The sequence below is a fragment of the Corynebacterium phocae genome, from assembly GCF_008693075.1.
Taxonomy (GTDB): domain Bacteria; phylum Actinomycetota; class Actinomycetes; order Mycobacteriales; family Mycobacteriaceae; genus Corynebacterium; species Corynebacterium phocae.
In genome coordinates this window covers 25,222-48,125 of sequence record NZ_VXKJ01000006.1, presented here as the reverse complement: position 1 = coordinate 48,125, position 22,904 = coordinate 25,222, and the positions used below count along the sequence as shown (strand labels likewise).

Annotated in this window: 27 protein-coding genes; 10 read left to right on the top strand and 17 right to left on the bottom strand. The window is 62.8% G+C overall.

Features of this window, described 5'->3' with window-relative positions; all coding sequences use genetic code 11:
• Positions 1 to 84: 84 nt before the first annotated feature.
• The 7 genes from F4V58_RS00745 to ssd all read right to left on the bottom strand — a co-directional run bounded on the left by F4V58_RS00745 (position 85) and on the right by ssd (position 4,837).
• Positions 85 to 582, bottom strand: coding sequence for an Rv3654c family TadE-like protein (locus F4V58_RS00745; RefSeq protein ID WP_084559623.1), 498 nt, complete (start codon positions 580 to 582; stop codon positions 85 to 87).
• Positions 579 to 911 carry a hypothetical protein gene (locus F4V58_RS00740; protein WP_084559622.1) on the bottom strand — a complete coding sequence of 111 codons (333 nt, stop codon included), beginning with the start codon at positions 909 to 911 and terminating at the stop codon, positions 579 to 581. Before F4V58_RS00740 ends, F4V58_RS00745 begins: the two co-directional genes overlap by 4 nt.
• Positions 898 to 1,149, bottom strand: coding sequence for a DUF4244 domain-containing protein (locus tag F4V58_RS12790; protein WP_084559621.1), 252 nt, complete (start codon positions 1,147 to 1,149; stop codon positions 898 to 900). Before F4V58_RS12790 ends, F4V58_RS00740 begins: the two co-directional genes overlap by 14 nt.
• Before the next feature lie 72 nt (positions 1,150 to 1,221).
• Complete coding sequence (locus F4V58_RS00730) at positions 1,222 to 1,860, bottom strand: type II secretion system F family protein (RefSeq protein WP_084559620.1); 639 nt, start codon at positions 1,858 to 1,860, stop codon at positions 1,222 to 1,224.
• Positions 1,857 to 2,663 carry a type II secretion system F family protein gene (locus F4V58_RS00725; protein WP_084559619.1) on the bottom strand — a complete coding sequence of 269 codons (807 nt, stop codon included), beginning with the start codon at positions 2,661 to 2,663 and terminating at the stop codon, positions 1,857 to 1,859. The genes F4V58_RS00730 and F4V58_RS00725 overlap by 4 nt, the downstream gene beginning before the upstream one ends.
• The gene (locus tag F4V58_RS00720; protein WP_075732511.1) at positions 2,660 to 3,799 is read right to left on the bottom strand and encodes a TadA family conjugal transfer-associated ATPase; all 1,140 of its coding nucleotides are present in this window, start codon (positions 3,797 to 3,799) and stop codon (positions 2,660 to 2,662) included. The genes F4V58_RS00725 and F4V58_RS00720 overlap by 4 nt, the downstream gene beginning before the upstream one ends.
• Positions 3,800 to 4,837: a septum site-determining protein Ssd gene (gene ssd, locus F4V58_RS00715; protein ID WP_075732508.1), complete on the bottom strand. Its 1,038-nt coding sequence runs from the start codon at positions 4,835 to 4,837 to the stop codon at positions 3,800 to 3,802.
• 220 nt (positions 4,838 to 5,057) lie between these two features.
• Between ssd and F4V58_RS00710 the strand changes: the two genes are divergently transcribed.
• Positions 5,058 to 5,900 (top strand): HAD family hydrolase, encoded by an 843-nt coding sequence (locus F4V58_RS00710; RefSeq protein ID WP_075732506.1) that lies wholly within the window; start codon positions 5,058 to 5,060, stop codon positions 5,898 to 5,900.
• Positions 5,901 to 5,964: 64 nt separating this feature from the next.
• Here F4V58_RS00710 and F4V58_RS12385 read toward each other — a convergent pair whose 3' ends face one another.
• Positions 5,965 to 6,759 carry a hypothetical protein gene (locus tag F4V58_RS12385; RefSeq protein WP_075732504.1) on the bottom strand — a complete coding sequence of 265 codons (795 nt, stop codon included), beginning with the start codon at positions 6,757 to 6,759 and terminating at the stop codon, positions 5,965 to 5,967.
• Between the two features lie 66 nt (positions 6,760 to 6,825).
• Between F4V58_RS12385 and F4V58_RS00700 the strand changes: the two genes are divergently transcribed.
• The 7 genes from F4V58_RS00700 to F4V58_RS00675 all read left to right on the top strand — a co-directional run bounded on the left by F4V58_RS00700 (position 6,826) and on the right by F4V58_RS00675 (position 13,960).
• A complete protein-coding gene (locus tag F4V58_RS00700) occupies positions 6,826 to 7,374 on the top strand; it encodes a phage holin family protein (protein ID WP_075732502.1) in 549 nt (182 codons plus the stop codon).
• Position 7,375: 1 nt separating this feature from the next.
• Positions 7,376 to 8,281 (top strand): alpha/beta fold hydrolase, encoded by a 906-nt coding sequence (locus F4V58_RS00695; RefSeq protein WP_075732500.1) that lies wholly within the window; start codon positions 7,376 to 7,378, stop codon positions 8,279 to 8,281.
• Positions 8,282 to 8,420: 139 nt separating this feature from the next.
• The gene (locus tag F4V58_RS12380; RefSeq protein ID WP_157105745.1) at positions 8,421 to 8,570 is read left to right on the top strand and encodes a hypothetical protein; all 150 of its coding nucleotides are present in this window, start codon (positions 8,421 to 8,423) and stop codon (positions 8,568 to 8,570) included.
• A 71-nt stretch (positions 8,571 to 8,641) separates the two neighbouring features.
• Positions 8,642 to 9,571, top strand: coding sequence for an ABC transporter permease (locus tag F4V58_RS00690; protein ID WP_075732498.1), 930 nt, complete (start codon positions 8,642 to 8,644; stop codon positions 9,569 to 9,571).
• On the top strand, positions 9,561 to 10,523 hold the full coding sequence (locus F4V58_RS00685; RefSeq protein ID WP_075732496.1) for an ABC transporter permease: 963 nt from the start codon (positions 9,561 to 9,563) through the stop codon (positions 10,521 to 10,523). The genes F4V58_RS00690 and F4V58_RS00685 overlap by 11 nt, the downstream gene beginning before the upstream one ends.
• Positions 10,523 to 12,202: a dipeptide ABC transporter ATP-binding protein gene (locus tag F4V58_RS00680; protein WP_075732494.1), complete on the top strand. Its 1,680-nt coding sequence runs from the start codon at positions 10,523 to 10,525 to the stop codon at positions 12,200 to 12,202. The genes F4V58_RS00685 and F4V58_RS00680 overlap by 1 nt, the downstream gene beginning before the upstream one ends.
• Positions 12,203 to 12,346: 144 nt before the next feature.
• On the top strand, positions 12,347 to 13,960 hold the full coding sequence (locus F4V58_RS00675) for a peptide ABC transporter substrate-binding protein (protein WP_075732492.1): 1,614 nt from the start codon (positions 12,347 to 12,349) through the stop codon (positions 13,958 to 13,960).
• Here the strand turns inward: F4V58_RS00675 and F4V58_RS00670 are convergent.
• From F4V58_RS00670 to nth, 4 genes are read right to left on the bottom strand one after another with little or no spacing between them, the layout of a single operon-like run.
• Complete coding sequence (locus F4V58_RS00670) at positions 13,957 to 15,150, bottom strand: MarP family serine protease (protein WP_075732490.1); 1,194 nt, start codon at positions 15,148 to 15,150, stop codon at positions 13,957 to 13,959. The genes F4V58_RS00675 and F4V58_RS00670 overlap by 4 nt on opposite strands.
• 28 nt (positions 15,151 to 15,178) lie before the next feature.
• A complete protein-coding gene (locus tag F4V58_RS00665; protein ID WP_075732488.1) occupies positions 15,179 to 15,790 on the bottom strand; it encodes an NUDIX hydrolase in 612 nt (203 codons plus the stop codon).
• Positions 15,787 to 16,350 carry a TlpA family protein disulfide reductase gene (locus F4V58_RS00660; RefSeq protein ID WP_150385650.1) on the bottom strand — a complete coding sequence of 188 codons (564 nt, stop codon included), beginning with the start codon at positions 16,348 to 16,350 and terminating at the stop codon, positions 15,787 to 15,789. Before F4V58_RS00660 ends, F4V58_RS00665 begins: the two co-directional genes overlap by 4 nt.
• Complete coding sequence (gene nth, locus F4V58_RS00655) at positions 16,343 to 16,990, bottom strand: endonuclease III (RefSeq protein ID WP_075732486.1); 648 nt, start codon at positions 16,988 to 16,990, stop codon at positions 16,343 to 16,345. The genes F4V58_RS00660 and nth overlap by 8 nt, the downstream gene beginning before the upstream one ends.
• Before the next feature lie 283 nt (positions 16,991 to 17,273).
• On the opposite strand from nth, the gene glxR reads away from it, so the two are divergent.
• Positions 17,274 to 17,957 (top strand): CRP-like cAMP-activated global transcriptional regulator GlxR, encoded by a 684-nt coding sequence (gene glxR / locus F4V58_RS00650; RefSeq protein WP_075736320.1) that lies wholly within the window; start codon positions 17,274 to 17,276, stop codon positions 17,955 to 17,957.
• Positions 17,958 to 18,020: 63 nt separating this feature from the next.
• Here the strand turns inward: glxR and F4V58_RS00645 are convergent, their stop codons facing one another.
• The 4 genes from F4V58_RS00645 to F4V58_RS00630 form a co-directional block, all read right to left on the bottom strand.
• Positions 18,021 to 18,830 carry an MBL fold metallo-hydrolase gene (locus F4V58_RS00645; RefSeq protein WP_075732484.1) on the bottom strand — a complete coding sequence of 270 codons (810 nt, stop codon included), beginning with the start codon at positions 18,828 to 18,830 and terminating at the stop codon, positions 18,021 to 18,023.
• A 15-nt stretch (positions 18,831 to 18,845) separates the two neighbouring features.
• Positions 18,846 to 19,307: a RidA family protein gene (locus F4V58_RS00640; RefSeq protein WP_075732482.1), complete on the bottom strand. Its 462-nt coding sequence runs from the start codon at positions 19,305 to 19,307 to the stop codon at positions 18,846 to 18,848.
• Positions 19,307 to 19,468 carry a Sp36 family protein gene (gene sp36 / locus F4V58_RS00635; protein WP_075736318.1) on the bottom strand — a complete coding sequence of 54 codons (162 nt, stop codon included), beginning with the start codon at positions 19,466 to 19,468 and terminating at the stop codon, positions 19,307 to 19,309. The genes F4V58_RS00640 and sp36 overlap by 1 nt, the downstream gene beginning before the upstream one ends.
• Before the next feature lie 78 nt (positions 19,469 to 19,546).
• Positions 19,547 to 19,876 carry a WhiB family transcriptional regulator gene (locus tag F4V58_RS00630; RefSeq protein WP_150385649.1) on the bottom strand — a complete coding sequence of 110 codons (330 nt, stop codon included), beginning with the start codon at positions 19,874 to 19,876 and terminating at the stop codon, positions 19,547 to 19,549.
• Between the two features lie 170 nt (positions 19,877 to 20,046).
• Between F4V58_RS00630 and F4V58_RS00625 the strand changes: the two genes are divergently transcribed.
• On the top strand, positions 20,047 to 22,446 hold the full coding sequence (locus tag F4V58_RS00625; RefSeq protein ID WP_084559617.1) for a transglycosylase domain-containing protein: 2,400 nt from the start codon (positions 20,047 to 20,049) through the stop codon (positions 22,444 to 22,446).
• On the opposite strand, the gene F4V58_RS00620 is transcribed toward F4V58_RS00625, so the two are convergent.
• A complete protein-coding gene (locus tag F4V58_RS00620) occupies positions 22,443 to 22,892 on the bottom strand; it encodes a GatB/YqeY domain-containing protein (RefSeq protein WP_075732479.1) in 450 nt (149 codons plus the stop codon). The two genes, F4V58_RS00625 and F4V58_RS00620, sit on opposite strands and share 4 nt — an antisense overlap.
• Between the last annotated feature and the right edge of the window lie 12 nt (positions 22,893 to 22,904).

Here is a 22,904-nt window from a genome sequence, read left to right as displayed (position 1 = left end):
TCCGCCGCCGAAGCCCCGCCCGCGCACCTACAGCGCACTGACCGCCCGCCAAAAGCCCCGCCAGCGCATTTTCCGCCCGCGCACCTACAGCGGCCCGGCACGCGCGGTCGCCGCGCGAGACTTGACCTGCACCGTGACCGTGACATCCATGCCCTCAAGCTGGCAGTCTGCCAGCTCCGCGCGGTTGAGCCGGGCGACCTCGGCGGCAACCTCGCAGGGCTTGGCCTCCCGGTAGAGGGCAAAAGCCCCGGCGGTAGCGGCCAGGTCAGCGGCATTGCGCGCCTGGTGGGAGGCCACCACCAGCGCTCCTGTGCCCAAAAGCCCCAGGACCACGCTGCTAAGCGCCGCGATGACCCCAGCCGTGACCACGGTGGCATGGCCCGCGTCATTCGCGACTGCGCCGCGAATCCTGCCAAGCCCGGGCAACCCGCGCCGCCGGCCGCGCTGACTAACTAGCCACTGGCCGCGCTGGCTTACTAACCGCCGGCCGCACTGACTAACTAGCCGCTGGCCGCGCTGGCTGCCGCGCCGCTGACCGCGTTGGCCACTGCGGCAACTGGAGTCAGTTGCCGGGCAGCTCATGACTCTTCCGGGAAGATAGCTTGCGCGGAGATCTCCCCCAGCGGCGCAGGAATGTGCGCGGTAACGGTGACTAGACCTCCCGCAGCCGTCTGGGAAACGCGGCCGCGCGGCGGGGAGTAATCCAGCCCAATGGCCGCAGCCCGCGCCGCAGCACCGGCCGTGTCCACCGCGGAGATATACGCCCCCAGCGTCACCAGCGCCGCCACCATGGCCATGAGCACCAGCACCAACGTAGACAAAGCCAACGCGGCTTCCACGCTGACGCTGCCGGAATCATCCCGGGCGAGCCCGCGCAGCCGGGCGCACACCGCCTTCCTAGCTAGGGACATTGTTCAAGGCGTCGGTGAGGATGGTTTCAAAGGCGGCCTCGACCCCGCCGCTGGACACCACCAAGTACAGCACTCCGGCAAGCGCAGCCGCTGCCACCGAACCCATGGCGTATTCAATGGTGGACATCCCTTCCTCGTTGCTAAGTCCGGCACGCAGCGCGCCCCAGGCGCGGTAGGCGTTGCGGTAGGTGTTGATGTGCAGCACGGTTATTTTCTGGTTGAGGTTGAACTTTTTCATGATGATTTCTCCTTGTTTTGGATTTGTTTGATTTGAATTGTTTTGGTTTGAAGATGGGTTGTAGGAATCTGATCAGAAGGTAAAGATGTCTGCCCCCAGGCTGACCACAATGGGAACCAGCCCCACGATGATGAAGGCCGGGAGGAAACACAGCGTGAGCGGCAGGGCAATAAAAACTCCGGCGCGCTCAGCGCGGGCAATGGCGGCACTTGCGGCTTTACCCCTTAAGGCTTTCGCCTGCCGGTGTGCACCTTGCGCAAGGGCCGCGCCCGATTGCTCGGACAAGACAATGAGGGTGGCAAACTCTGCTAGCTCGGGGATCTCACGCACCGGCTGCCAGGCCTGGGCAGCCGGGATACCCAGCTCCAGGAGGGACCCGGCGCGCGCCCAAGCAGGTTGCGTGCTCACCCGCCCCACGGCACTAGCCGCAGTCGCGGGACCTAAGCCGCAGGCCACGCACTGCGCAAAGAGATCCACCTCGAAGGCCAGCGCCGTAAGATCCGGGCTGGCCGGCCGGCGCCTGGCAAGCAGCCAGGGCAACCACCGGGCCACGCTGGCATACCTGTCAGCGCGGGAGCCGGAGGGCAGGCCGGAGCGGGGGCCACCAGTAAGCCCAGCACGCGGGCCGTCGCGGGGGTTAATACTGGTAGGCAGCGTGGTCACCACCAGCGCCGCTGCCAGCAAGACCGCCGTGGACACCGCCCCTGTCATGAGCTAGCCCCCGCCGCCCGCGCGATGATTGCCTGGGACCACACAAAGCCGCCCCCAGCCAGCGCGGTTCCGGCAACCAGCAGCCACCCGCCCACGCCACCGCCGGTGAGAAACGCCACCGGGTGAGCACCCATGGCAGAGCCCATGGCCAAGCCAAGCAGCGGCAGACAGCTCAACACCAGCGCAGTGGCGCGGGGGCCCTGGAGGCTGGCGGCGGTGGTGCGACTGTGGGCATCGGCGGTATCAAGGCGGGTCTGGACCTGCCCAACCAAAGGTGCCAAACTTATCCCGTGGTGGCGGGCAAGCCGCACCGTTGCAGCTAGCGAAGGCAAGCCGGCGCGACCAAAGGCCAGGTCAACTTCACCATCCGCGGCCGCCAAATGCGCCGCCGCGCGCAGATGCAGCCTTAACTCCTCAGACGCGTGCGTGGGAAGGCTGTCAGCCGCGTGGGCCAGTGCGGTGGGGAAAGTGGCCCCAGCGCGCAGCTCCGCAGTCAAAATCCCCAGGTAACCAGCCAAGATATTGTTCCTTTTCTGGGCCGCCCGGTGCGCCCTTTCCCGCTGCCAAACCTTGGCCGCACACAACCCCGCGATAGCGGCCGCCACCAAGACCGAAACCCGGCCAATCCGCAAAAACGCCAACGTGACCACAAAAACCACCGCGCACAGCGCCAGGAACAGGAAAGGGGAACTGGGCGTGCGGCGACGCAAGTGCCCGGTATCGCGGACTAGCAAAGCTGCCGCTGCCAACAGGAGGCTCAGGGTGTTAGTCATCAGGGTGTTAGTCATCAGCGTGTTAGTCATGCGACCAACTCCTGCAGCGCAGGCCACGCGGGGCCGGGGCCGCGGGCGGAATCCCACGCTACTTCCGCGGACACCGGGTTGCCGCTAAGAACCCCAATTTGGAAAAGCTCCCGCTGGCCATCCGCGCGGCGGCGGACCACCAACACCACCCGCACGGCCGCAGCTAACTGCGAGTGCACGCCCGCCCGGTCCAGCCCGCCAAGCCCAGCCAGTGCCTCCATCCGGGCGGGGACCTCCGCCAAAGAATTTGCGTGGAGGGTACCGGCCCCGCCCTCATGCCCGGTGTTCAGGGCAGCCAGTAGGTCCACCACCTCCGCGCCGCGGATCTCCCCCACCACTATCCGGTCCGGGCGCATACGCAACGCTTGGCGCAACAGGCACGCCATGGAAATCTCCCCGCTTCCCTCCGTATTCGCGCGCCGGGCGGTAAGCGCCACCGCATGCGGGTGATCCGGATTAAGCTCCGCAGTGTCTTCGATGATGATCATCCTTTCGCGCTGGTCCACCTGCGCTAAAAGCGCACTCAGCAGCGTGGTCTTGCCACTACCAGTGCCACCCACGATGAGGAAAGAAACCCGCTTGCCCACCAAGCGGCCCAGGATCCCGGCTATCTCCGCGGTCAACGTGCCGCCCCGGGTCAGTGCCTCCAAGCTGGTGTGCGCCTGGCGCAGGACGCGGATGCTCAGCAAGGTGGTGCGCGCGGCCGGTGGGGACAACACCGCGTGGATCCGCAGCCCGGTGTCGTCGGGGCGCTGCAGGCGGCCATCGGCAAAAGGCACGGCGTCATCCAAGCGGGTACCCGCCGCGATGGCCAGGCGCGTGGCCAGCCGGCGCACGGCCGCATCGGAGTCAAAAGTCAACGGGGACTTCTCCAACCCCTGCCCCCGGTCGAAGAAAACCTCCCGGGGCCCGTTGACCACCACGTCTGTCAGCCCCGGGGTGAGCAGTAGCGGCTCCAGGACCCCAAGGCCCGTGGTGTCCTGATGCAACACCCGCATGGCGGCCAATAAGTCCACATCGCTAATCACGCCGGCTTCCTTCCTAATCCGCTGCGCCAACGCCGCTGGTTGGCAAGCTAACTCCGGCTGCGCGGCTACCATCTGGTGCAGCTTGGCTGCCAACTCCGTGCGGTCCATTTACGCCCACCCCGCGTTGGCCAGGACCAGGTCACACGCCTGCTGCAGCCGGCGCGGCAGAGGCGGGTTAAGCCCAGCTTCTTCCACCAGGCGCGGAAGGCGCCTGAGAGTGGGGATTTCCGCCACCACGTCCGTGGAGACCACATCTTCAACCTCCGCTGTGCTCAGTGAGGACCAGCCGCGGTGGCGCAACACCAAGCTGTGGTTAATGCCCCGCGCGCGCAGCGTGGCCACCACCCCGGCGGCCGCAGCGGCCGCCCGCACCTCCGCGGCGGTGAGCACCACCACGTGGTCCGGGGAGAAGGGGGCCACGTCCATCCCGTCCACCACCACCGGATGGTGATAAGAAAGCGCCGTGGTGCACGCCGCCAGGGCGCTGGTGGGCAGTTCAAAGGGGTCATCGACGGTAGAGCGCGCGTGGCTTAGCACCGCTACCCCGCCGGCCGAAACCGGGAGCACCGCGTGGATATCCGCGCCGTCTACCTTGCCCGCACCAATGTTTAAGTCCGGCCAGCGCAGGCCCGGGGTCTGTTCCAGGCCCACCAACAGGTCTATACCGCCAGCGCCCGCCCGGGCATCCACCAGCGCGGCCGGCGCCAACGCGCATGATAACGATACCGCCAGTGTGCTGGCCCCCAGTCCACCCGCGGTCCCCGTCACGGCCAGGACCTGGGAGGCACTGGCTGCGGCCACGCCTGGGGTGTTGGTGGCAGCTAGCGCCTCTAGCAGCTGCGGTGATTGTGCGGGAACAAGGAAACACTCCTGGGCGTGGCACGCCAGCGCGGCCTCGTATTCAATGGGACCCGGGTCCGGGGTGAGGAAATACACCGGGGCCGCCGGTGCCTGCGCGCCCACGTGCGCGGCCGTGGAGGCATCGACAACAATGGCGCTAGCTTTGGGCGCATAGCGGGCTATATCGCGGGGATCCGCGCTGGTTTTAACCTCCAGCTGTTGGGCGGAGGTTGCCGCTGCGGCCGCGTGGGCGGCTTCGGTGAGAAGTAGTTGGTCTGTCAGTGCAATGAGTATGTAGGAATTCATATCCCGGATACTTCCCGCCCGCGTCAAGCCTGGCAAGCGCGTTCTCCCGGCCTGTGGATAACTTTCCGGCGGAGGCTCAAAAATCACCTTCTTGGCCGGATTTAGCCGTCCGCGGGGCCGTACCTGTGGATAACTTCGCCACATCCGCCACACGCGACACATAGCCTTTGGGCCACGCGGTCGCGGACAACCGAGAAATTGCGCGCTACAATTGGCTGCGATGACCAAAGAGGATCAAACAGGCTCCCCAACCCCGCCCCCGGCTCCGCGCGTGGCGGCATTTTTTGACCTAGACAAAACCATCATCGCCACCTCCTCCGCCTTCGCCTTTGGCAAGAAATTCATGAACTCCGGGCTCATCACCCCAGCGGAAGCACTGCAGATGTCAGTGAACAAAGCCTCATACATGATGGTGGGCCAAACCAGCGACCAAATGGACTCCACCCGGGACCAGCTCTCCGCCATGGTGGCCGGCTGGGACGAACAAGAGGTGGCTGACATCGTGTCGGAGACCATGCACCAGGTGGTCACGCCAGCGATTTACGCCGAGGCCCGCGAGCTCATCGACTTCCACAAGGCCGCCGGCCACATGGTGGTTATTATCTCCGCGTCCGCCTCCACCCTGGTACGCCCCATCGCGGAGGAGCTAGGCGTTGACGCGGTAGTTGCCACCGAACTAGAGGTCAAAGACGGCCGTTTCACCGGAGAAATCCTGTTTTTCTGCAAAGGCCCCGCCAAAGCACAGCGCATGACGGACATCGCGGAAAGACACGGGATTGACCTTGACCAGAGCTTCGCTTACTCCGACTCCGGAACGGACATCCCCATGCTGGAACTAGTGGGCAACCCCGTGGCAGTGAACGCCGATAGGTCCATGAAGAAACACGCCACCGAACACGGCTGGGAAACCCGCACCTTCAAAAACCCCGAACCCCTATTTAGTATCCCCAACGCCAAAGAGATTGGCCTGGGAGCCTCCGTGGTTGCTGGAGCGGCCGCCATCGTGGGAGCCGCGCTGTGGATTTCCAAAAGACCCGCCAGCTTCTGGGTGCGTTCTTCTTAACACATGCCCGCCTAGCTACGTCCATGCGCTGGCCGGGGCGCACTGGACCGCAGGCCGGGGGCTTTTACATCGCGCGGGCTATGCCCTCAGCCTCCACGCCGCCGGCCTCCCAGGCCCGAAACAACACCACCAGCAGATCTGTGGGCTGGCCGTTAGCGTAGCGGCGCAGCGCCTGCTGGTATTCCGAGGCATGGCGGTTGAGGTAAGTCTCCGGTACCGCCAGGCAGCGGGGGTCAAAACCCGTGTGGCTTGCTGTAGCGCGGGCAGCAACGCGAGCAACCAACTCGCTGCGCGGGCCAAAGACCTGAAACGCCGCTATCTCCGCGTGGACCAACACCGGCGCCAGGCGGTCATAAGTGGCTCCGGAATATCCGGTGACCAAACGGGCAATGGCGCGGGCGCGTTCGGCGTTGGCGCGGCCGGAGTGGGGACTTTCGGCGCGAGTGCTTTCGGTGTGGGCGCTTTCGGTGTGGGGGCTTTCGGAGTGGGGGCTTTCGGAGTGGGCGCGGCCGGCGCGAGTGCTTTCGGTGTGGGCTGCGGCCGGTGTGCCCGGCCCGCCGGCGGCCACGTCCACGCGGGCTAAAAAATTCAACGGCGCGCGGGCATAAGAGCGCACGGTGGTGGTGAGAAGCTCCGGGGCCAGAAGTGAGTACGCGGAAGTCTCAGCGCCGGCGGTTATACGGATGTCGGGGGCGGTCACGCGGGCGCCGCGCAGGAGGGACTCGGCTGAGATGACATCCGCCTGGCGCAGCGCGGCCGGGCAGCGGTGGGCACGATTGATGGACTCCACAGCCAGTTGCGCAGATTCAGCAACGCCGGGCAGGGCAAGAAACGGGGCAAACGGGTCATTATCGTGCATAATTAGCTAGGATAGTTAACGCGACTATATTAAGACTAAAACCAAATCTTTAAAGGAAGGTTCTCCGTGACTAAACCAGGGAACACCCCAGCACGCCGTTCAACCAGCCACCCGGTTGACGCAGACGGCCTCTACACCGACGGCTCTGACCATTTTGCGCCCCGCGCGAACAGCATTCCACTACGCGACGTAGACACCTCCGCTGCGGGTCAGGCGTCCATCGGCCGCCTGGTATCCAACGCCACGGAGCAAATGTCCGGCCTGGTGCGTAGTGAAATTGAGCTAGCCAAGACTGAGCTTGCCGCCTCGGCAAAGAAGGGCGGGATTGGCGCGGGCCTTATGGGCGCTGCCGGCACCGTTGCACTGTATAGCTCCTTCTTCTTTTTCTTCTTCCTCGCAGAACTGCTGGCAGAGTGGCTAGACCGCTGGGCAGCTTTCTTAATCGTCTTCCTCATCATGGTTGTCCTGGCAGCTATCCTAGGTTTGGTGGGCTTCAAGCAGATTAAGAAGGTTAAGGCTCCGGAAAAAACCATTGAGTCTACTAAGAAGATGAAAGACCTGGTACCGGGCAAGGCCACCCGCCAGGTGGAGTCCCGCAAGGGCCTGTTTACCTAAAATGGTCTCTCCCTCCGTGGTGGAGCTTCCTGGTCCTTGGGCGCACGAGTTCCTCCACACCCGCGGCGTGCGTTTGCACGCCGCCGTTACTGGCCCTGCAACGGGGCCTTTAATTTTGTGCATCCACGGGTCCGTGGGCGGTTGGTTTGACTACCGTGGCGTCCTAGAGCCCCTGGCTGCAGCCGGCTTCCGCGTGGCCGCCCTGGATCTGCGCGGCTACGGCATGTCGGACAAGCCGCCCATTGAACCGGGGCAGGATGTGCGCACGCTAATTGGGGATATCGCCGGCGCTATCCAGGCCTTGGGCTACGAACAGGCGGTGTTGGTGGGCAATGACACCGGTGCGGCGTTGGCGTGGGCCGTGGCAGCAGAGCGCCCAGCACGCGTTGCGGCGGTGGTGTCCATTTCCGGCGCGCACCCGGAGGACTTACGCCGCAGTATCATGGCGCGCCCGTGGGATTTTGTGTGGTTTATCCTCCGCGCGGCTGCCTCCCGGCTTCCCATGCCCCTTTTCAAGTACGTACCCCGGGAGTTCCTGGTGCGCAAAGACCTCAGCCTCAACACCGCCGGCCCCATGCCGGAGCTTTCCCAGCTGCGCGAGGTGGCCATCAACATTGGAAATACTCTCCGCGGCTCCGTCTGGAACCACCGGCTACTCACCGCCCTCATGCCGCGTGCTAGCGCGGGCAAGAAGGTGGCCGCCCCCGTGTTGTTTATCCATGCCAACCAGGGGCTGTGGGCTCCGGTATTCAGGCGCGCTAGCCGCCGCGCGCGGGTGATTTCCGCCCTGCATATAGCCGGTACCAAGAACCTCCCGCACGCAGAGGCCCCGGAGGAATTTGCCCGCGCAGTTATTGCGTGGCTCACACCCCCGGATACGGGTGCAGACCAGGGAACCGGGCATTAATCCTTTCTATATGAACCGGACCACACTGTAGAGTGGTGTGAGATCCCCGCCTCTAAGGTGGTATTCGTTTCATATCGGAAGGACTCACCATGCGTCTTAGTTCACCCGGTTCCGCAGTGAGCGTTGTTGTGTCGCGCATGTGGCTCTTGAAGCCGCTGCACACTTTGCCAGTGCTGCCGCTGCGCGCTTTGCCAGTGCTACCGCTGCGCACTCCACTGCGCGCTTTGCCGGGCTCCTGGACGCCCCCGGTGCCGGGGAGCGTGGGTACTTAATACCTTTCGAATACTAGAAAAGTGTCCTACACTTCTATAGTTAGCCTAAATAACCCAAACACACCGACTTAACTTAAAGGACCACCACATGTTGCGCTATATCGGGCGACGCGTGCTCCAGATGATCCCCGTGTTCTTCGGAGCCACGCTACTCATCTACGCCCTCGTCTTCCTTATGCCCGGTGACCCGGTAGAAGCCCTTGGCGGCGACCGCGGCCTCACCGAAGCGGCTCGCGCCAGAATTGCAGCCGAATACAACCTAGATAAGCCCTTCTTAATCCAGTACCTGCTCTACATCAAGGGCATCTTCATGCTGGACTTTGGCAACACCTTCTCCGGCGTACCCGTCACAGAAGTAATGGCCAACGCCTTCCCCGTCACCATCAAGCTGGCGTTCATGGCCGTGTGCTTTGAAGCCATCTTTGGCATCATCTTTGGCGTCATCTCCGGTATGCGCCGCGGCGGCATCTTCGACTCCACCATCCTGGTGGTCTCCCTGTTCGTTATCGCCGTGCCTTCCTTCGTTATCGGTTTCGTCTTCCAGTACCTGGTGGGGATTAAGTGGTCGCTGCTGCCGGTGACGGTGGGCGCGAACGCCTCCTTCAAGTCCCTGCTCATGCCCGCCATCGTGCTGGGCGCCATGTCCTTTGCTTACGTCATCCGGCTTACCCGCCAGTCTGTGAGCGAAAACCTGCGGGCGGACTACGTGCGCACCGCCAAGGCCAAGGGCCTAGCCGGGCGCCTGGTGACCATGCGCCACGTGCTGCGCAACTCGCTCATCCCGGTCATCACCTACATCGGCGCGGACCTGGGCGGGTTGATGACCGGCGCGATTGTCACCGAGGGCATCTTTGGAATCAACGGCGTGGGCGGCACCATGTACCAAGCCATCCTGCGCGGTGAACCCACCACCATCGTGTCCTTTACCACCGTGCTGGTGTTGATCTACATCATCTCCAACCTGCTCGTTGACCTTCTGTACGCCGTACTCGATCCAAGGATCCGCTATGACCGTTAATCCCGAAACCCCCGTTCGCCGCCCCGGCCAAGAACACTTCATCGCAGAAACGGATGAGACAGGGCTTGGCGCTGTCGATGCCGTCAAGGACGAGTCCGCGCCCTCATCACAGTGGGGTGAGGCCTGGAAATACTTGCGCCGCCGCCCGCTGTTTTGGATAGCCGGGGCCATGATTTTAGCCGCCATCGCGTTGGCGCTTTTCCCCAGCCTGTTTACCAACACCGACCCGCGCTTTTGTGAGCTTTCCAACTCACTCGGTGACCCCCAGCCCGGCCACCCCTTCGGCTTTAACCGCCAAGGCTGTGACGTCTACTCCCGCGTTATCTACGGGGCCCGCGCTTCCGTGTTCGTGGGCGTGTTATCAACCGCCATCGTGACCATTCTGGGCTCCATCATCGGCGGCCTGGCCGGCTACTTCGGCGGCTGGCTGGACGCAATTTTGTCCCGTATTACCGACGTATTCTTTGCCATCCCGCTGGTTCTGGCCGCCATCGTGGTCATGCAGCTATTCAAGGAGCACCGCACCATCTTGACGGTGGCCGTGGTGCTGGGCGCGTTCGGCTGGGTGAGCATCGCCCGTATTACGCGTGGCGCGGTGATGAGCGTGAAAAATGAGGAGTTTGTCCAGGCCGCCCGCTCCGTGGGCGCCGGACACTTCCGCATCCTGTTTAGCCACATCATGCCCAACGCCGCCGCCCCCATCATTTCCTACGCCACCGTGGCGCTGGGCACCTTCATCGTGGCGGAGGCCACGCTGTCCTTCCTGGGCATCGGCCTGCCGCCCACCGTGGTTTCCTGGGGCGGGGACATCTCCCAGGCGCAGGCTTCCCTGCGCACCGACCCGCAAATCCTGTTCTACCCCGCCGGCGCCCTGGCCCTGACGGTGCTGAGCTTCATCATGATGGGTGACGCCGTGCGCGACGCCCTCGATCCGAAAGCGAGGAACCGCTAATGGTTGACACCCCGTTGCTTGAAATGAAGGACGTCAAAATTGCCTTCGAGTCCACCACCGGCACCGTAGAGGCGGTCCGTGGCGTGAACATGAGCATCTACCCCGGCCAGTCCGTGGCCATTGTGGGTGAGTCCGGCTCCGGCAAGTCCACCACCGCCATGTCCATCCTGGGCCTTCTGCCCGGTACCGGCAAGGTCACAGGTGGGCAGATTCTCTTCGAAGGCGAAGACATCACTCACTATTCGGACAAGCAGTTCGAGGATATCCGCGGCTCCAAGATTGGCCTGGTGCCGCAGGATCCCATGTCCAACTTGAACCCGGTGTGGCGCATTGGCACCCAGATTGAGGAGTCGCTAAAGGCCAACAACGTGGTGCCGGGCTCCGAGCGCGCCGAGCGCGTCAACGAGCTGCTCGCGGAAGCCGGTCTTCCCGATGCCGCCCGGCGCGCCAAGCAGTTCCCGCACGAGTTCTCCGGTGGTATGCGCCAACGCGCGCTCATTGCCATGGGGTTGGCCGCGCGCCCCAAGCTGCTCATTGCGGATGAGCCCACCTCCGCGCTGGACGTGACCGTGCAAAAGACCATCCTGGACCACCTGGGGCACCTGACCCAGGAGCTGGGCAACGCGGTGCTATTTATTACCCACGACTTAGGCCTGGCGGCCGAGCGCGCCGAGCAGCTCATCGTCATGCACCGCGGCCGGATTGTGGAGTCCGGGCCCTCGCAGGAAATCCTGCGCGACCCGCAGCACCCCTACACCCAGCGCCTGGTCAAGGCTGCGCCTTCGCTGGCGTCCTCGCGTATCCAGGCCGCGCAGAAGGCGGGTCTGGAGTCCGCGGAGCTAAAGACCGGTGCCGCTATCCACGAGGTGGACTCCAAGCCGGTCATCTCCGTGCGCAACCTGACCAAGATCTTCGATATCCGCGGCCAGAAGGGCGAGAAGAAAAACCTCAAGGCTGTAGACGACGTCAGCTTCGATTTGCGCCGGGGTACCACCCTGGCGCTGGTGGGGGAGTCCGGCTCGGGCAAATCCACCGTGGCCAACATGGTGCTGCAGCTGCTTGAACCCACCTCCGGCACCATCACCTACGAGGGCCGGGACACCTCCCAGATGTCCAAGAAGGAACTCTTCGCGCTGCGCCGCAAGATGCAGGTGGTATTCCAGAACCCCTACGGTTCCCTGGATCCCATGTATTCCATCTACAAGTGCATCGAGGAGCCGCTGGTCCTGCACAAGGTGGGCAACCGCAAGTCCCGTGAGGACCGCGTGGCGGAGCTGCTAGACATGGTTTCCATGCCGCGTTCTGCCATGCGGCGCTTCCCCAACGAGCTCTCCGGCGGCCAGCGCCAGCGCATTGCCATCGCGCGCGCCCTGGCCTTGGGCCCGGAGGTGCTGGTGCTAGATGAGGCCGTGTCCGCACTGGACGTGCTGGTGCAAAACCAGATCATCAACCTGCTCGCGGACCTGCAAGGCGAGCTGGACTTGTCCTACCTGTTTATCACCCACGACCTAGCCGTGGTGCGGCAAACCGCGGATGACATCGTGGTCATGCAGACCGGCAAGATCGTGGAGCAAGGTACTTCCGATGAAGTCTTTAACAACCCCAAGCAGGACTACACCGCCAAGCTCATCGAGTCCGTTCCGGGCCTGCACCTGGAGATTGGCACTGGCTTAGAATAGCTTGACCTGGTCTTTCCCGGCCGCCCCCGCTTGAAGCGAGGCGCGGCCGGGATTTTTTTCACCCTGATTTTTAATCGACATCCCCGGGGGCACGCGCGGTAGCCTGACGTTGGCAAAAATTTTTCAACAACCAGGAGGGACCCCATGCCTTACCCCAAGTCAGCGACCGCCGTGGTGCTGGGCACCACGCTACTGAGCACCACGCTGGTAGCCTGCAGCACCACCGCAGAGGAAAGCACCACGGACAAACCCGCCGCTGAGCCTAACTACATCCTGGCCCAAAGCACTGAGCCCCAGAACCCGCTCATCCCTGCCTATACCGTAGAAACCGGCGGCGGCCGTCTGGTCAAAGCCATTTTTGCCGGCCTGGTTTACTACGACGCGCAAGGCAACGTCCACAACGAAGTAGCGGAGTCCATTGAGCCCAACGGTGATAACACGGTATTTACCATCAAGCTCAAGGACTGGAAGTTCTCCGATGGCTCGGAGGTTACCGCCCACTCCTTCGTTGATGCCTGGAACTACTCGGTATCCCACGATCTGCCGGGATCATTCTTCTTCGAACCCATCAAGGGCTTTGCAGACTCCGTGGAGTCTTTGGAGGGCCTAGAGGTCATTGATGACAAGACTTTCACCATCACTTTGGACCAGCCGCAGTCTGACTTCCCCGCCCGGCTGGGAGACTCCGCCTTCTATCCCCTGCCTGAAGCCGCCTTCGCGGACATCCAGGCGTACGGGGAAAAGCCCATCTCCAACGGCCCCTACCTGCTCAAGGAGTGGTCCCACAATAACAGCGCGCTGGTGGTGCCCAACCCGGACTACCACGGGGCACGCACCGTTAAGAACGACGGCGTGCTCTTTACCTTCTACCCCACCGCCGATGCCGCCTACGCAGATCTGCTGGCCAATAACCTCGACGTTCTAGACGCCATCCCAGATTCCGCCCTAGCGGTGTACCAGGATGATCTGGGCCAGCGCACGGTAAACCAGGCGGTGGCGGACTTCCGCTCCTTTACCATCCCCCAGAACCTGCCTCATTTTGGCGGGGAGGAAGGGCGCTTGCGGCGCCAGGCAATATCAATGGCTATTGACCGCAAGGAGATCATTGACACCATTTTCCAGGGCAACCTCACCCCCGCCCAAGATTTCACCACGCCGGTGCTGCCCGGATGGACCGGGGAGATCCCCGGCAATGAGGTCCTTAGCTTCCAGCCGGACAAAGCTAGGCAGTTGTGGGAGAAAGCCAATGACATCTCCCCCTGGGAGGGCACGTTTGAGCTGGCCTACGACTCCGCTGGCGGAAACCAGGCGTGGGTGGACGCCATTAGCAACCAGCTATCCAACAACCTAGGAATCGCGGCCGCCGGGGCACCGTACCCGGATTTCAAGTCCATGCGCGATAAAGTCTCTAGCCGCACCATTGACACGGCGTTTCGCACCAAATGGAAGGCTGACTACCCCTCCTTGGAGAACTTCCTAGTCCCGCTCTACGCCACCGGCGGCAACGCCAATGACGGGGATTACTCCAACCCGGAGTTTGACCAGTTGCTCAAGCAAGCAGCTAGCGCGCACTCCCCGCAAGAGGCCTACGCCATCTACAACCAGGCGCAGGAAATTCTCCTTGAGGATCTACCGGCCATTCCGCTGTGGTACAACAACCTGATTGCGGGCTACTCAGAAAACGTTTCTGACGTGGAATTTTCTTGGAACTCCACGCCGCTTTACCACCAGGTGACCAAAACCGGGGCCAGAAGCTAACGGGTGACGCACTCTCCGGTAGGCACCGGCTGCGTGAGCGTCCAATATTCGCCCACGTGCCCTAGGACCTCGTTGGCGGTCAGCGCGTAGCCGGTGTCCGTGTCATCCACGGAGGCACCAAAAATGACTCCTAGGACCTCCCCCTGCGCGTTGATCATGGGCCCGCCGGAGTTACCCTGCTGAATTTGCCCGCGCAGGGTGTAGGCGTCGCGCTCCACGCGGCCATCGGCGTAGATGTCTGGGCCGGCGATGATAAGGCGCTCCCGGATTCGCGCCGGGGTGGCGGTGAAAGGCCCGGACAGCGGGTACCCCATGACCACGGCCTCCTGGCCGGACTCGGCGGGCTCCACGGCCCACGGCAGGGGCGCTATCCCCAGCTTGGGCGAATGCAGCACCGCAATATCCACGTCCGGGTTGTAGTAGACCACCTCCGCCTCTTTGACGCCCAGCACGGTGTCCAGGGCCACCACGTTGGTGCCGGCCACCACGTGCGCGTTGGTAATCACGTAGTCCTCCCGGGCCACAAAACCGGAGCCCATCAACCGGCGCGAGCAAGCGTCCGCATCCCCTAACACGTGGACAACCGAAGGCCGCAGGCGCTCAATCAACGCCCGGTCCTGGACCTCAATCCGGGGTTGCTCAACCTCCACGGTCCCCTGGGTAATCCAGGGCGAAACCAGCGGCGGCAGGCCCGTCTCATTGAGCATGCCGGCAATCTCCGCCGGGACGTTATTAATCCCCTGGGGCATGTTGCGGTTCAACGCCCCCAAGACAGTGGATTCACGCACCCCTAACCCGGCTTTACCGGACAGCCCGCTGGCCAGCGGCAGGGACACCAGCCACGCCACTGCTAGCAGCGCCACTACCTGGAATACCCCGCCCACAAAGGAATCCCACGTTTGGTGGCTGCGGGCCTTCATCTTCTCCCGCAGCCGCGTGCCCAGCGCCGTACCGGCTAGCTGGCCCACACCCCCCAGAAGCATAAGCAGCCCTACCACCAGCAGGAAGCGCAAGGCCACGTGATCAGTCAGTTCCAGGACAAAAGGTGCCACGCCGGCGCCGATTACCAGGCCGGCCACTATTCCGACGAAACTAAGGAGGGAAGAAACCGCGCCCTGCCGCCAGCCGCTCAGCCACGCCAACAGGGCACCAATTACAATGATGCCGTCAACAATTAAGGCAGGGTTCACAGCAGTTTAGGGCTTTCTTTTTCTGGGCTCACAGCCGCTTTTCGTGGTTGCGCGACTGGGCTAATAGTCCAGATAAATCTAACACTTTGCCCTTCTCCCAGTCCTTTTCCCAACCGGCGTGGCTCAAAAGGTTGTCTATCAACCCGCCGGTGAGTCCCCAAATCAGGTAACCCTGGTGCCAAAATCCCGGGCCCGTGTACCCGCGAAACCCCACCGTCACGCGGTTAGCGGGAGCGCGCAGGTCCTCCACCGGCGCAGCGAACACGTCATCTAGTTCCGCCGGGCTGGCCACGTACAGCGGGTGCGGGGCGTCCCAGTAGGCCAGAACCGGCGCTACCCACCGTCCGGTGGCCATGGTGGGCCGGGGCTTCCACTGGTCAAAAACGGTCACGGTGCGGCGGTCCAGGCCGGTTTCTTCGTGGGCTTCGCGCAGGGCGGCATCGGCAGCCGTTTCGCCTGGCTCCAGGTGGCCGCCGGGGAAGGCAATCTGCCCGGAGTGCGAGCGCATGCTGGGCGAACGGTGGGTCAGCACCACCCGGCCGTCTGCAACCTCCGTACCCAACAGCAGCATGAGCACCGCCGAGCTGGGGCTGCCCTCCCGCGCGCCCACCCGCGGGAAGTCCAGCCACCGCGGGATCACAAGTACTCCTTGATGGCCTGTTCCAGTTCTTCTTCCGCGTCAAAGGCCTTAACTAACTGCCCCTGCACATGGCCATCCACCGCCACCACGGTAATGGGGATAACGCCGGGCAGCCCCAGCGTGCCCGCGAATGTGCCGTTACTATCCTGGTAGCTGGGCATGTCCACGCCCAAGTCCGCCAGCAGCGCCGCGCCCTTGGCCGCGCTGGCGTCCGCGTGTACGCCCACCAGCTGCCAGCCGTTGCGCGCGGCCACGGCCTCCAGGAGGGGTAGCTCCGCGCGGCACGGCTCACACCACCAGGCCCACACGTTGTAGATTTGCACCCGCTGCGCGGGCACCGTGCTGTCCCCACCCAGGCAGGACAGGTCCACCAACGCCCCGGCGGGGCAATCCGGGCGCTGGACAACATCCAGCACCGCGGTTGCCTCCGGGGCCGCCGGCACCACAGTGCCTTCCGGTTGCGCCTGCGGTGTGGGCGCCAAGGCGCGGCTGACCATCATCAAGGCCACCACGGCGATAACCACCATGGCCGCCACGGAGCCAATTACAGTTTTATTCACCGTCCATCACCGCGCTTTCGCATTTGTGATTCAACACGCACCGCCCGCAATGCGGTTTACGCGCGGTGCAACACCGGCGGCCGTGCACGATGACGCGGTGGGAAAAATCAGTCCATTCCTTCGCGGGCAACCCCGCGCACAACTGCTTTTCGATAGCCAGCGGTGTGCCACCCGTGGCAATCCCCAGGCGCTTGCTTACCCGAGTCACGTGAGTATCAACCGCCAAACCCGGATGCCCGAAGGCGTTACCGCGCACCACCAACGCGGTCTTGCGGCCCACACCTGGAAGGGACTCCAGCGCCTCCTGTGACTCCGGGACCTCTCCACCATGCCGCGCCACCAAGGCCTCCCCTATGCCCAGCAGGTACCCCGCCTTAGATTTCTGAAACCCCAGCGGACGCAGGATTTCTTCGAGGTCTTTGCGGGTGGCGGCAGCCATTGCCAAGGCGTCAGGATACCGGGCAAAAAGGGCCGGCGTTACCTGGTTGACGCGCTCATCTGTACACTGCGCGGAGAGCACCGTGGCCACCAGGAGCTCGAAAGGCGTGGAGAAGTTCAGCTCGCAGCGCGCCGCCGGGTAGTGCGCGGCCAACAGTTCGTTTACCTCGGCTGCGGAAAGTTCGGGCCAGTTGTGAGACATAGCCAACTAGCTTAGCGGGAAAGGTATGATAGATACCATGATCACCTTAGTAATCCTCACGCCCTTAGCCCTAGCTATCTTCGCGATGGTGATGGAAAAACTAGAGTCCTCGGCACTGTAGGCCTCGCGCATTAGTTGCACTAAAAAGCTAACCCTCCAGCCTAGGGGCTGTGATCAAATATGGGAATACCAAGTATAGTGATATATTCCACTGTAGTATGGGTTACATAAATACAAGTGCTGCGCACCCCTGCGTAGCCCACCACTGATGGAGGAGCAAAAAGTGGAAGACGTTCAAGACATTCTCTCTCGCGCCGGCATATTCCAGGGCGTAGACCCCGTTGCCGTACAAAATCTGATCGAACAGATGGAGACCGTTCGTTTCCCCCGGGGCACCACCATTTTTGAGGAGGGTGAGCCAGGCGACCGCCTCTACATCATCACCTCCGGAAAGATTAAACTAGCCCGCCACGCCCCAGACGGCCGTGAAAACCTACTCACGGTGATGGGACCATCGGACATGTTCGGTGAGCTTTCCATCTTCGACCCCGGCCCCCGCACCTCCTCCGCAGTCTGCGTGACTGAGGTCCAGGCGGCCACCATGAACTCAGAGATGCTGCGCCGCTGGGTTGGCGGCCACCCCGCCATCGCCCAACAGCTACTGCGCGTGCTGGCCCGGCGTCTGCGCCGCACCAACGCCAACCTGGCGGACCTCATCTTCACGGACGTCCCCGGCCGCGTGGCCAAGACCTTGCTGCAGCTGGCCAACCGCTTCGGTGCCCAGGAAGGCGGAGCCCTGCGCGTCAACCACGACCTCACCCAGGAAGAAATCGCCCAGCTGGTGGGCGCTTCCCGTGAGACGGTCAACAAGGCGCTGGCAACCTTCGCCCACCGCGGCTGGATCCGCCTAGAAGGCAAGTCCGTGCTCATCGTGGATACCGAACACCTGGCTCGCCGCGCCCGCTAAAGCGCGCCCCATGCCACGAAAAAGCCCCCTTCACGGGGGCTTTTTACTGCAGTTAACCAGGCTTTACTGTTCGTCCAAGTACTTCAAGGCAGTACGGGTGGACTGCTCCGCTGCGTGGCGCAGTACCGGATCCACGTCGTCGTACATCTCATCAACCAGGACCTTCAAGTCCACATCATCGCCCAAACGGGAACGGATTTCCTTGATCTGGTTCAAGCGGTGGTGCCGGCGGTCAATGTATTTCCGGGCCACTTGGGAGGTGTCATCCAAATCCGGACCATGCCCCGGCAATAGCGGAACATTGCGCCCGAGGGTTTCCAGCTTATCCAGTGCCACCAGGTAATCACCCAGGTCACCGTCCGTTTCGGATAGCATGACGGTATGGCGGCCCGCGATGGTGTCACCGGAGAGGATCCCCTCCAGCTTGGACCCCTTGGGGTCCCCGCTCCACAGGAAGAAACAGGTGGAGTCCGCGGTGTGACCAGGGGTGTAGACTACCTCCAAACGCGGGGTGATGTCCTCAACGGAAATTATCTCTCCGTCCTGCAGAGGCTCACCCCCGTTGCAATAGCGGGGGTCAAAGGCGCGGATGGGCGCGCCGGTGAGCTGGCGCAAGCGCTGCGCGCCGGACCCGTGATCATCGTGCCGGTGGGTGAGCAAAATCAACGCGACTTCGCCCGCCTTCGCGGTAACGATATTGAGGTGGCCTTCATCTTCCGGGCCGGGATCAACCACGATGGCGCGGTCATCTTCTGGGGCTCGGATGATCCACGTATTAGTGCCTTCCAGAGCGGTGTACGAAGGGTTATCGCACAAAACCACTCCTGCGGACTGGGTCACTGGTCGCAGCTGGCTATAAGCAGGATGTTCCATATCTCCCAGCCTAACCTATCGAGCGGAAAATTCCACGAAAAGTTCAATTTCTACGGGGGAATTTTTGGGCAAGACCGCCACTCCCACAGCAGAGCGCGCATGAACGCCGGCATCACCGAAAAGCTGGCCAATAAAATCCGATGCCCCGTTGACTACCGCCGGTTGCTCCACAAAGTCCGGAGCGGAGGCCACAAAACCCACCAGCTTCACCACACGGGTGACATTGTCTAGTCCAACCTGCGCATCCACCGCCGCGAGGGCGTTGAGTACGGCGGTCCGCGCCAGCTCAGCGCCCTGTTCTGGGGTAACTTCTGCACCCACCTTGCCGGTGGCTAGAAGCTCACCTTCCACGGTGGGCAGCTGCCCGGAAGTCCATACCTGGTTGCCCACGGTCACGGCCGGGACATAAGACGCCAGGGGCTTGGCCACCGCAGGCAGCTCGTAGCCCATATCCTGAAGGCGGTGACGCAAGCTCATTAGACCTCCCCGGCCGGACGCTTGAAGTAGGCCACAACGTTTTCCGGGTTAGGACCGGGGGTGATGGACACAAGCTCCCAGCCGTCTTCTCCCCAGGAGTCCAAAATTTGCTTGGTGGCGTGCGTCAATACAGGCACGGTTGCGTATTCCCATTTAGTCATAGGGACAATAATACGCAAAGCTAAAAATAAGGGGCCACTCGCTCCTGGCGAGTAGCCTCAAACTCTTCTTGCCCGTTCCTATATACCCACGAGCTCCCCGCCTTGCGCCAAGTAAGAGGCCCAGGAGGTGATGTGGGGATTTTTGCGCAGCAGGGCGCGGCGCTGGCGCTCAGTTAAGCCACCCCACACTCCAAACTCAACGCGGTTGTCCAGCGCGTCCGCGCGGCACTCATTAATAACGGGGCAGTGACGGCAGATAACAGCGGCTTTGCGCTGCTCCGCACCACGCACAAAGAGCGCGTCCGGGTCACCGGACCGGCACTTTGCCTGCGTTACCCATTCACCTCGCTCTGGCGTTTCCGCATGGGTTGTCATCGACGTTTTGGAAGTCTGCACGCTTACAGTCATGGGGGGGCGGAGCGCTCCTTCCGCTATTTGGGGAACATAACAAAAGTTAGTGTATTCACAGGGCATTTCAGTTGTCTAATACGTCACACTTTAGGGGGGAGTCTTTATTTCCCCAGCGCGCATAACAACGTAGTGTAAGGGAGGTGAGATATATAGAAGCCCTGGCAAAGATGTTCCTGGCCACCGTCCTGGTAGGCGTGCTGTGCGCGCTGGTCATCGCCCCCATTGCGGGGCTGGGCGGGATCGCAGTCGCAAAAACCAATGAGGCCATGCGCTCGGACATTGACAACATTGAGACAGATAACACCCCGGGGGTATCAGTCATCAAAGACGCTGCCGGCAATGAATTGGCCTATCTCTATGACCAACGCCGCCACCCGGTAAACGGGGAAGACATCTCCCAGTACGTCAAAGACGCCATTGTCTCCATCGAGGACCGCCGCTTTTATGAACATGACGGCGTGGACATCCAAGGCAACGCCCGCGCGGTGGTCACCAACCTGCTCAAAGGCGGTGTCTCCCAAGGCGCGTCCACCCTCAACCAGCAGTACGTGAAGAACTACCTCCTGCTAGTAGAAGCGGACAATGAACAAGACCGCCAGGCGGCTACGGAGCAGTCCGTGGCCAGGAAGCTGCGGGAAGTGCGCTTGGCCACCCGGATTGACCGCCGCCTATCCAAGGAAGACATCCTCACCAATTACCTCAACCTGGTGCCCTTTGGTAACCACGCCTACGGTATTGAGGCCGCCGCCCGGACTTACTTTGGCATTCCCGCCCGGAACCTGAACTTGTCCCAATCGGCCATGTTGGCCGGCATGGTGCAATCCTCGGAGTACCTCAACCCATACACCAACTATGACGTGGTTCGGGAGCGCCGCAACGTGGTCCTACAATCCATGGTGGCCAACGGCTACATCAGCCAGATTGAGGCGGATCAGGCCGCGGCCACCGAACTTGGGGTGCTGGAGAAGCCATCCTTGCTGAGCAACGGGTGCATCGCCGCCGGAGATCGCGGCTTCTTCTGTGACTACGTGGTGCAATACTTAGAAGGCAAGGGGCTCAGTGCCGCTGAGCTGACCCACGGCGGCTACACGGTCAACACCACGCTGGACCCCCAAGTCCAAGACGCGGCCAAAGCCGCAGTGGTGGCCCAGGTCAACCCCCAGCAGCCGGGCGTTGCCGAGGTCATGAGCGTCATCGAGCCACTTCCCGACGCCCGCCCGGTCCGCGCCATGGTCTCCTCCCGCACCTACGGACTGGACCTGGACAACTTTGAAACCATCCTCCCGCAGCCCTACTCCCTGGTGGGCCACGGTGCGGGCTCCGTATTCAAGGTGTTTACCGCCGCCGCCGCCATTGACGCGGGATACGGCATCAAAAATCAGATAGCCGTACCCGCCCGCTATGAGGCGGAGGGCCTAGGCCACGGCGGCGCCAAGGACTGCCCGCCCACCAAGTATTGCGTGGAAAACGCCGGTTCCTACCAGGCATCCATGACCCTGGCGGACACCCTAGCGCACTCGCCCAACACCGCGTTTATCGCACTGCTGGAGCAGGTGGGGGTCCCAGCCGTGGTAGATATGGCCGTCAAGCTGGGCCTACGCTCCTATGCGGAGAAGGGCACCTTTGACGGGACGGCCTCCATTGCCCAGTACGCCAAAGACTCCAGCATGGGCGCTTTCACGCTGGGCCCCACGGCGGTCAACCCGCTGGAGCTATCCAACGTGGGTGCCACCTTGGGTGCCGGGGGCCGCTGGTGCGAGCCCAACCCCATTGTCAACGTCACCGACAAACTAGGCAATAAGGTTTTCATTGATACCCCGCCGTGCGAGCAGGTCCTGGACTTGCAGGTAGCGGACGCGCTGTCCAACGCGCTGCAGGCAGACGTCATCACCGGCACAGCTGCCGATGCCGCCCGGGCAACAGGTTTCCACGCCCCCGTGGCCGCCAAAACCGGCACCACCGAAGAACACCAATCCGCGGCCTTCCTGGGGTACAACTCCACGCTGGCCGCCGCGCCCTACATCTACAACGACGGCACCACCACCACGCCAATCTGTACCGCACCGGTACGCCAGTGCGAATTCGGCGACATCTACGGCGGAATGGAACCGGCCCGGACCTACCTGAGCATGGCGGCGGGATCCGAGCTATTTAACCGCGGCAACACCCCACCGTATGCGCCTAAGTTTGACCAGGGCACATCCGGTTTTGCCTTCTTGGATGCCCTGCGCGGCAAATCCCAGGCCGTGGCCACCAAAACGCTTGAAGATGAAGGCTACAAGGTCAAGGTAAACAAGGTCCCCGCCCCCGGAGTGGGCTTTGGCCAGGTAGTACGCGCGCTGAAACCGGCCGGCAGGCTGAAAGAGGGCATGGAGATTACCGTGCAGGTTTCAGACGGTTCCGGTTACGTCGCGCCGGCCCCTAACCGGGTCAGGAACTCCACTCCCCCGGCGCAGGCCTTCGCGCCGCAGCCGCAGGCCCCCGCCCCGGCGGCTAACCCGGACGCGGAGCTAGAAAACGCCATAGCGGACCTGGCTAACCAGATCCGCCAGGATTTCGGGCTCTAGGCCAAACGGGCCCTGACAGCCTCAGAAAGTCGCTTGCCGTCCACGCGGCCGGCGGCTTTCGCGTTTGCGGCCTTCATAACGTTGCCCATGTCTTTCATGGTTGGTTCCCCCTCAACCTCCTGCGCCACAACCTCGTCGAGCAAGGTAGTCAGCTCTGCGTCGCTGAGCTGCTGGGGCTGGTAAGCCTCGAAGAAGGGTACGTCTACCAGCTCGGCCTCGGCCAGCTCCGGGCGGCCGTTGTCAGCGTAGAGCTGTGCGGACTCGCGGCGCTTCTTTATCTCCCGAGCCACCACCTTGAGCACGTCTTCATCGCTGAGCTCGTGGCGGGCACCGGAGGTCTCTTCTGCCAGGATGGCCGAAAGCAACGACCGGATGGCGGAAGTGCGCTCCTTGTCACGGGCTTTCATAGCGGTCTTCAGGTCTGCGCGAATTGTCTCTTTTAACATGTACTCCAAGAT

What these genes read in the sequence shown, in the direction of transcription:
- F4V58_RS00745 (WP_084559623.1), bottom strand. Translation starts at nt 582, where the DNA reads ATGAGCTGCCCGGCAACTGACTCCAGTTGCCGCAGTGGCCAACGCGGT.
- F4V58_RS00740 (WP_084559622.1), bottom strand. Translation starts at nt 911, where the DNA reads ATGTCCCTAGCTAGGAAGGCGGTGTGCGCCCGGCTGCGCGGGCTCGCC.
- F4V58_RS12790 (WP_084559621.1), bottom strand. Translation starts at nt 1,149, where the DNA reads ATGAAAAAGTTCAACCTCAACCAGAAAATAACCGTGCTGCACATCAAC.
- F4V58_RS00730 (WP_084559620.1), bottom strand. Translation starts at nt 1,860, where the DNA reads ATGACAGGGGCGGTGTCCACGGCGGTCTTGCTGGCAGCGGCGCTGGTG.
- F4V58_RS00725 (WP_084559619.1), bottom strand. Translation starts at nt 2,663, where the DNA reads ATGACTAACACGCTGATGACTAACACCCTGATGACTAACACCCTGAGC.
- F4V58_RS00720 (WP_075732511.1), bottom strand. Translation starts at nt 3,799, where the DNA reads ATGGACCGCACGGAGTTGGCAGCCAAGCTGCACCAGATGGTAGCCGCG.
- ssd (WP_075732508.1), bottom strand. Translation starts at nt 4,837, where the DNA reads ATGAATTCCTACATACTCATTGCACTGACAGACCAACTACTTCTCACC.
- F4V58_RS00710 (WP_075732506.1), top strand. Translation starts at nt 5,058, where the DNA reads ATGACCAAAGAGGATCAAACAGGCTCCCCAACCCCGCCCCCGGCTCCG.
- F4V58_RS12385 (WP_075732504.1), bottom strand. Translation starts at nt 6,759, where the DNA reads ATGCACGATAATGACCCGTTTGCCCCGTTTCTTGCCCTGCCCGGCGTT.
- F4V58_RS00695 (WP_075732500.1), top strand. Translation starts at nt 7,376, where the DNA reads ATGGTCTCTCCCTCCGTGGTGGAGCTTCCTGGTCCTTGGGCGCACGAG.
- F4V58_RS00690 (WP_075732498.1), top strand. Translation starts at nt 8,642, where the DNA reads ATGTTGCGCTATATCGGGCGACGCGTGCTCCAGATGATCCCCGTGTTC.
- F4V58_RS00685 (WP_075732496.1), top strand. Translation starts at nt 9,561, where the DNA reads ATGACCGTTAATCCCGAAACCCCCGTTCGCCGCCCCGGCCAAGAACAC.
- F4V58_RS00680 (WP_075732494.1), top strand. Translation starts at nt 10,523, where the DNA reads ATGGTTGACACCCCGTTGCTTGAAATGAAGGACGTCAAAATTGCCTTC.
- F4V58_RS00675 (WP_075732492.1), top strand. Translation starts at nt 12,347, where the DNA reads ATGCCTTACCCCAAGTCAGCGACCGCCGTGGTGCTGGGCACCACGCTA.
- nth (WP_075732486.1), bottom strand. Translation starts at nt 16,990, where the DNA reads ATGTCTCACAACTGGCCCGAACTTTCCGCAGCCGAGGTAAACGAACTG.
- F4V58_RS00645 (WP_075732484.1), bottom strand. Translation starts at nt 18,830, where the DNA reads ATGGAACATCCTGCTTATAGCCAGCTGCGACCAGTGACCCAGTCCGCA.
- F4V58_RS00640 (WP_075732482.1), bottom strand. Translation starts at nt 19,307, where the DNA reads ATGAGCTTGCGTCACCGCCTTCAGGATATGGGCTACGAGCTGCCTGCG.
- sp36 (WP_075736318.1), bottom strand. Translation starts at nt 19,468, where the DNA reads ATGACTAAATGGGAATACGCAACCGTGCCTGTATTGACGCACGCCACC.
- F4V58_RS00630 (WP_150385649.1), bottom strand. Translation starts at nt 19,876, where the DNA reads ATGACTGTAAGCGTGCAGACTTCCAAAACGTCGATGACAACCCATGCG.
- F4V58_RS00625 (WP_084559617.1), top strand. Translation starts at nt 20,047, where the DNA reads ATGTTCCTGGCCACCGTCCTGGTAGGCGTGCTGTGCGCGCTGGTCATC.
- F4V58_RS00620 (WP_075732479.1), bottom strand. Translation starts at nt 22,892, where the DNA reads ATGTTAAAAGAGACAATTCGCGCAGACCTGAAGACCGCTATGAAAGCC.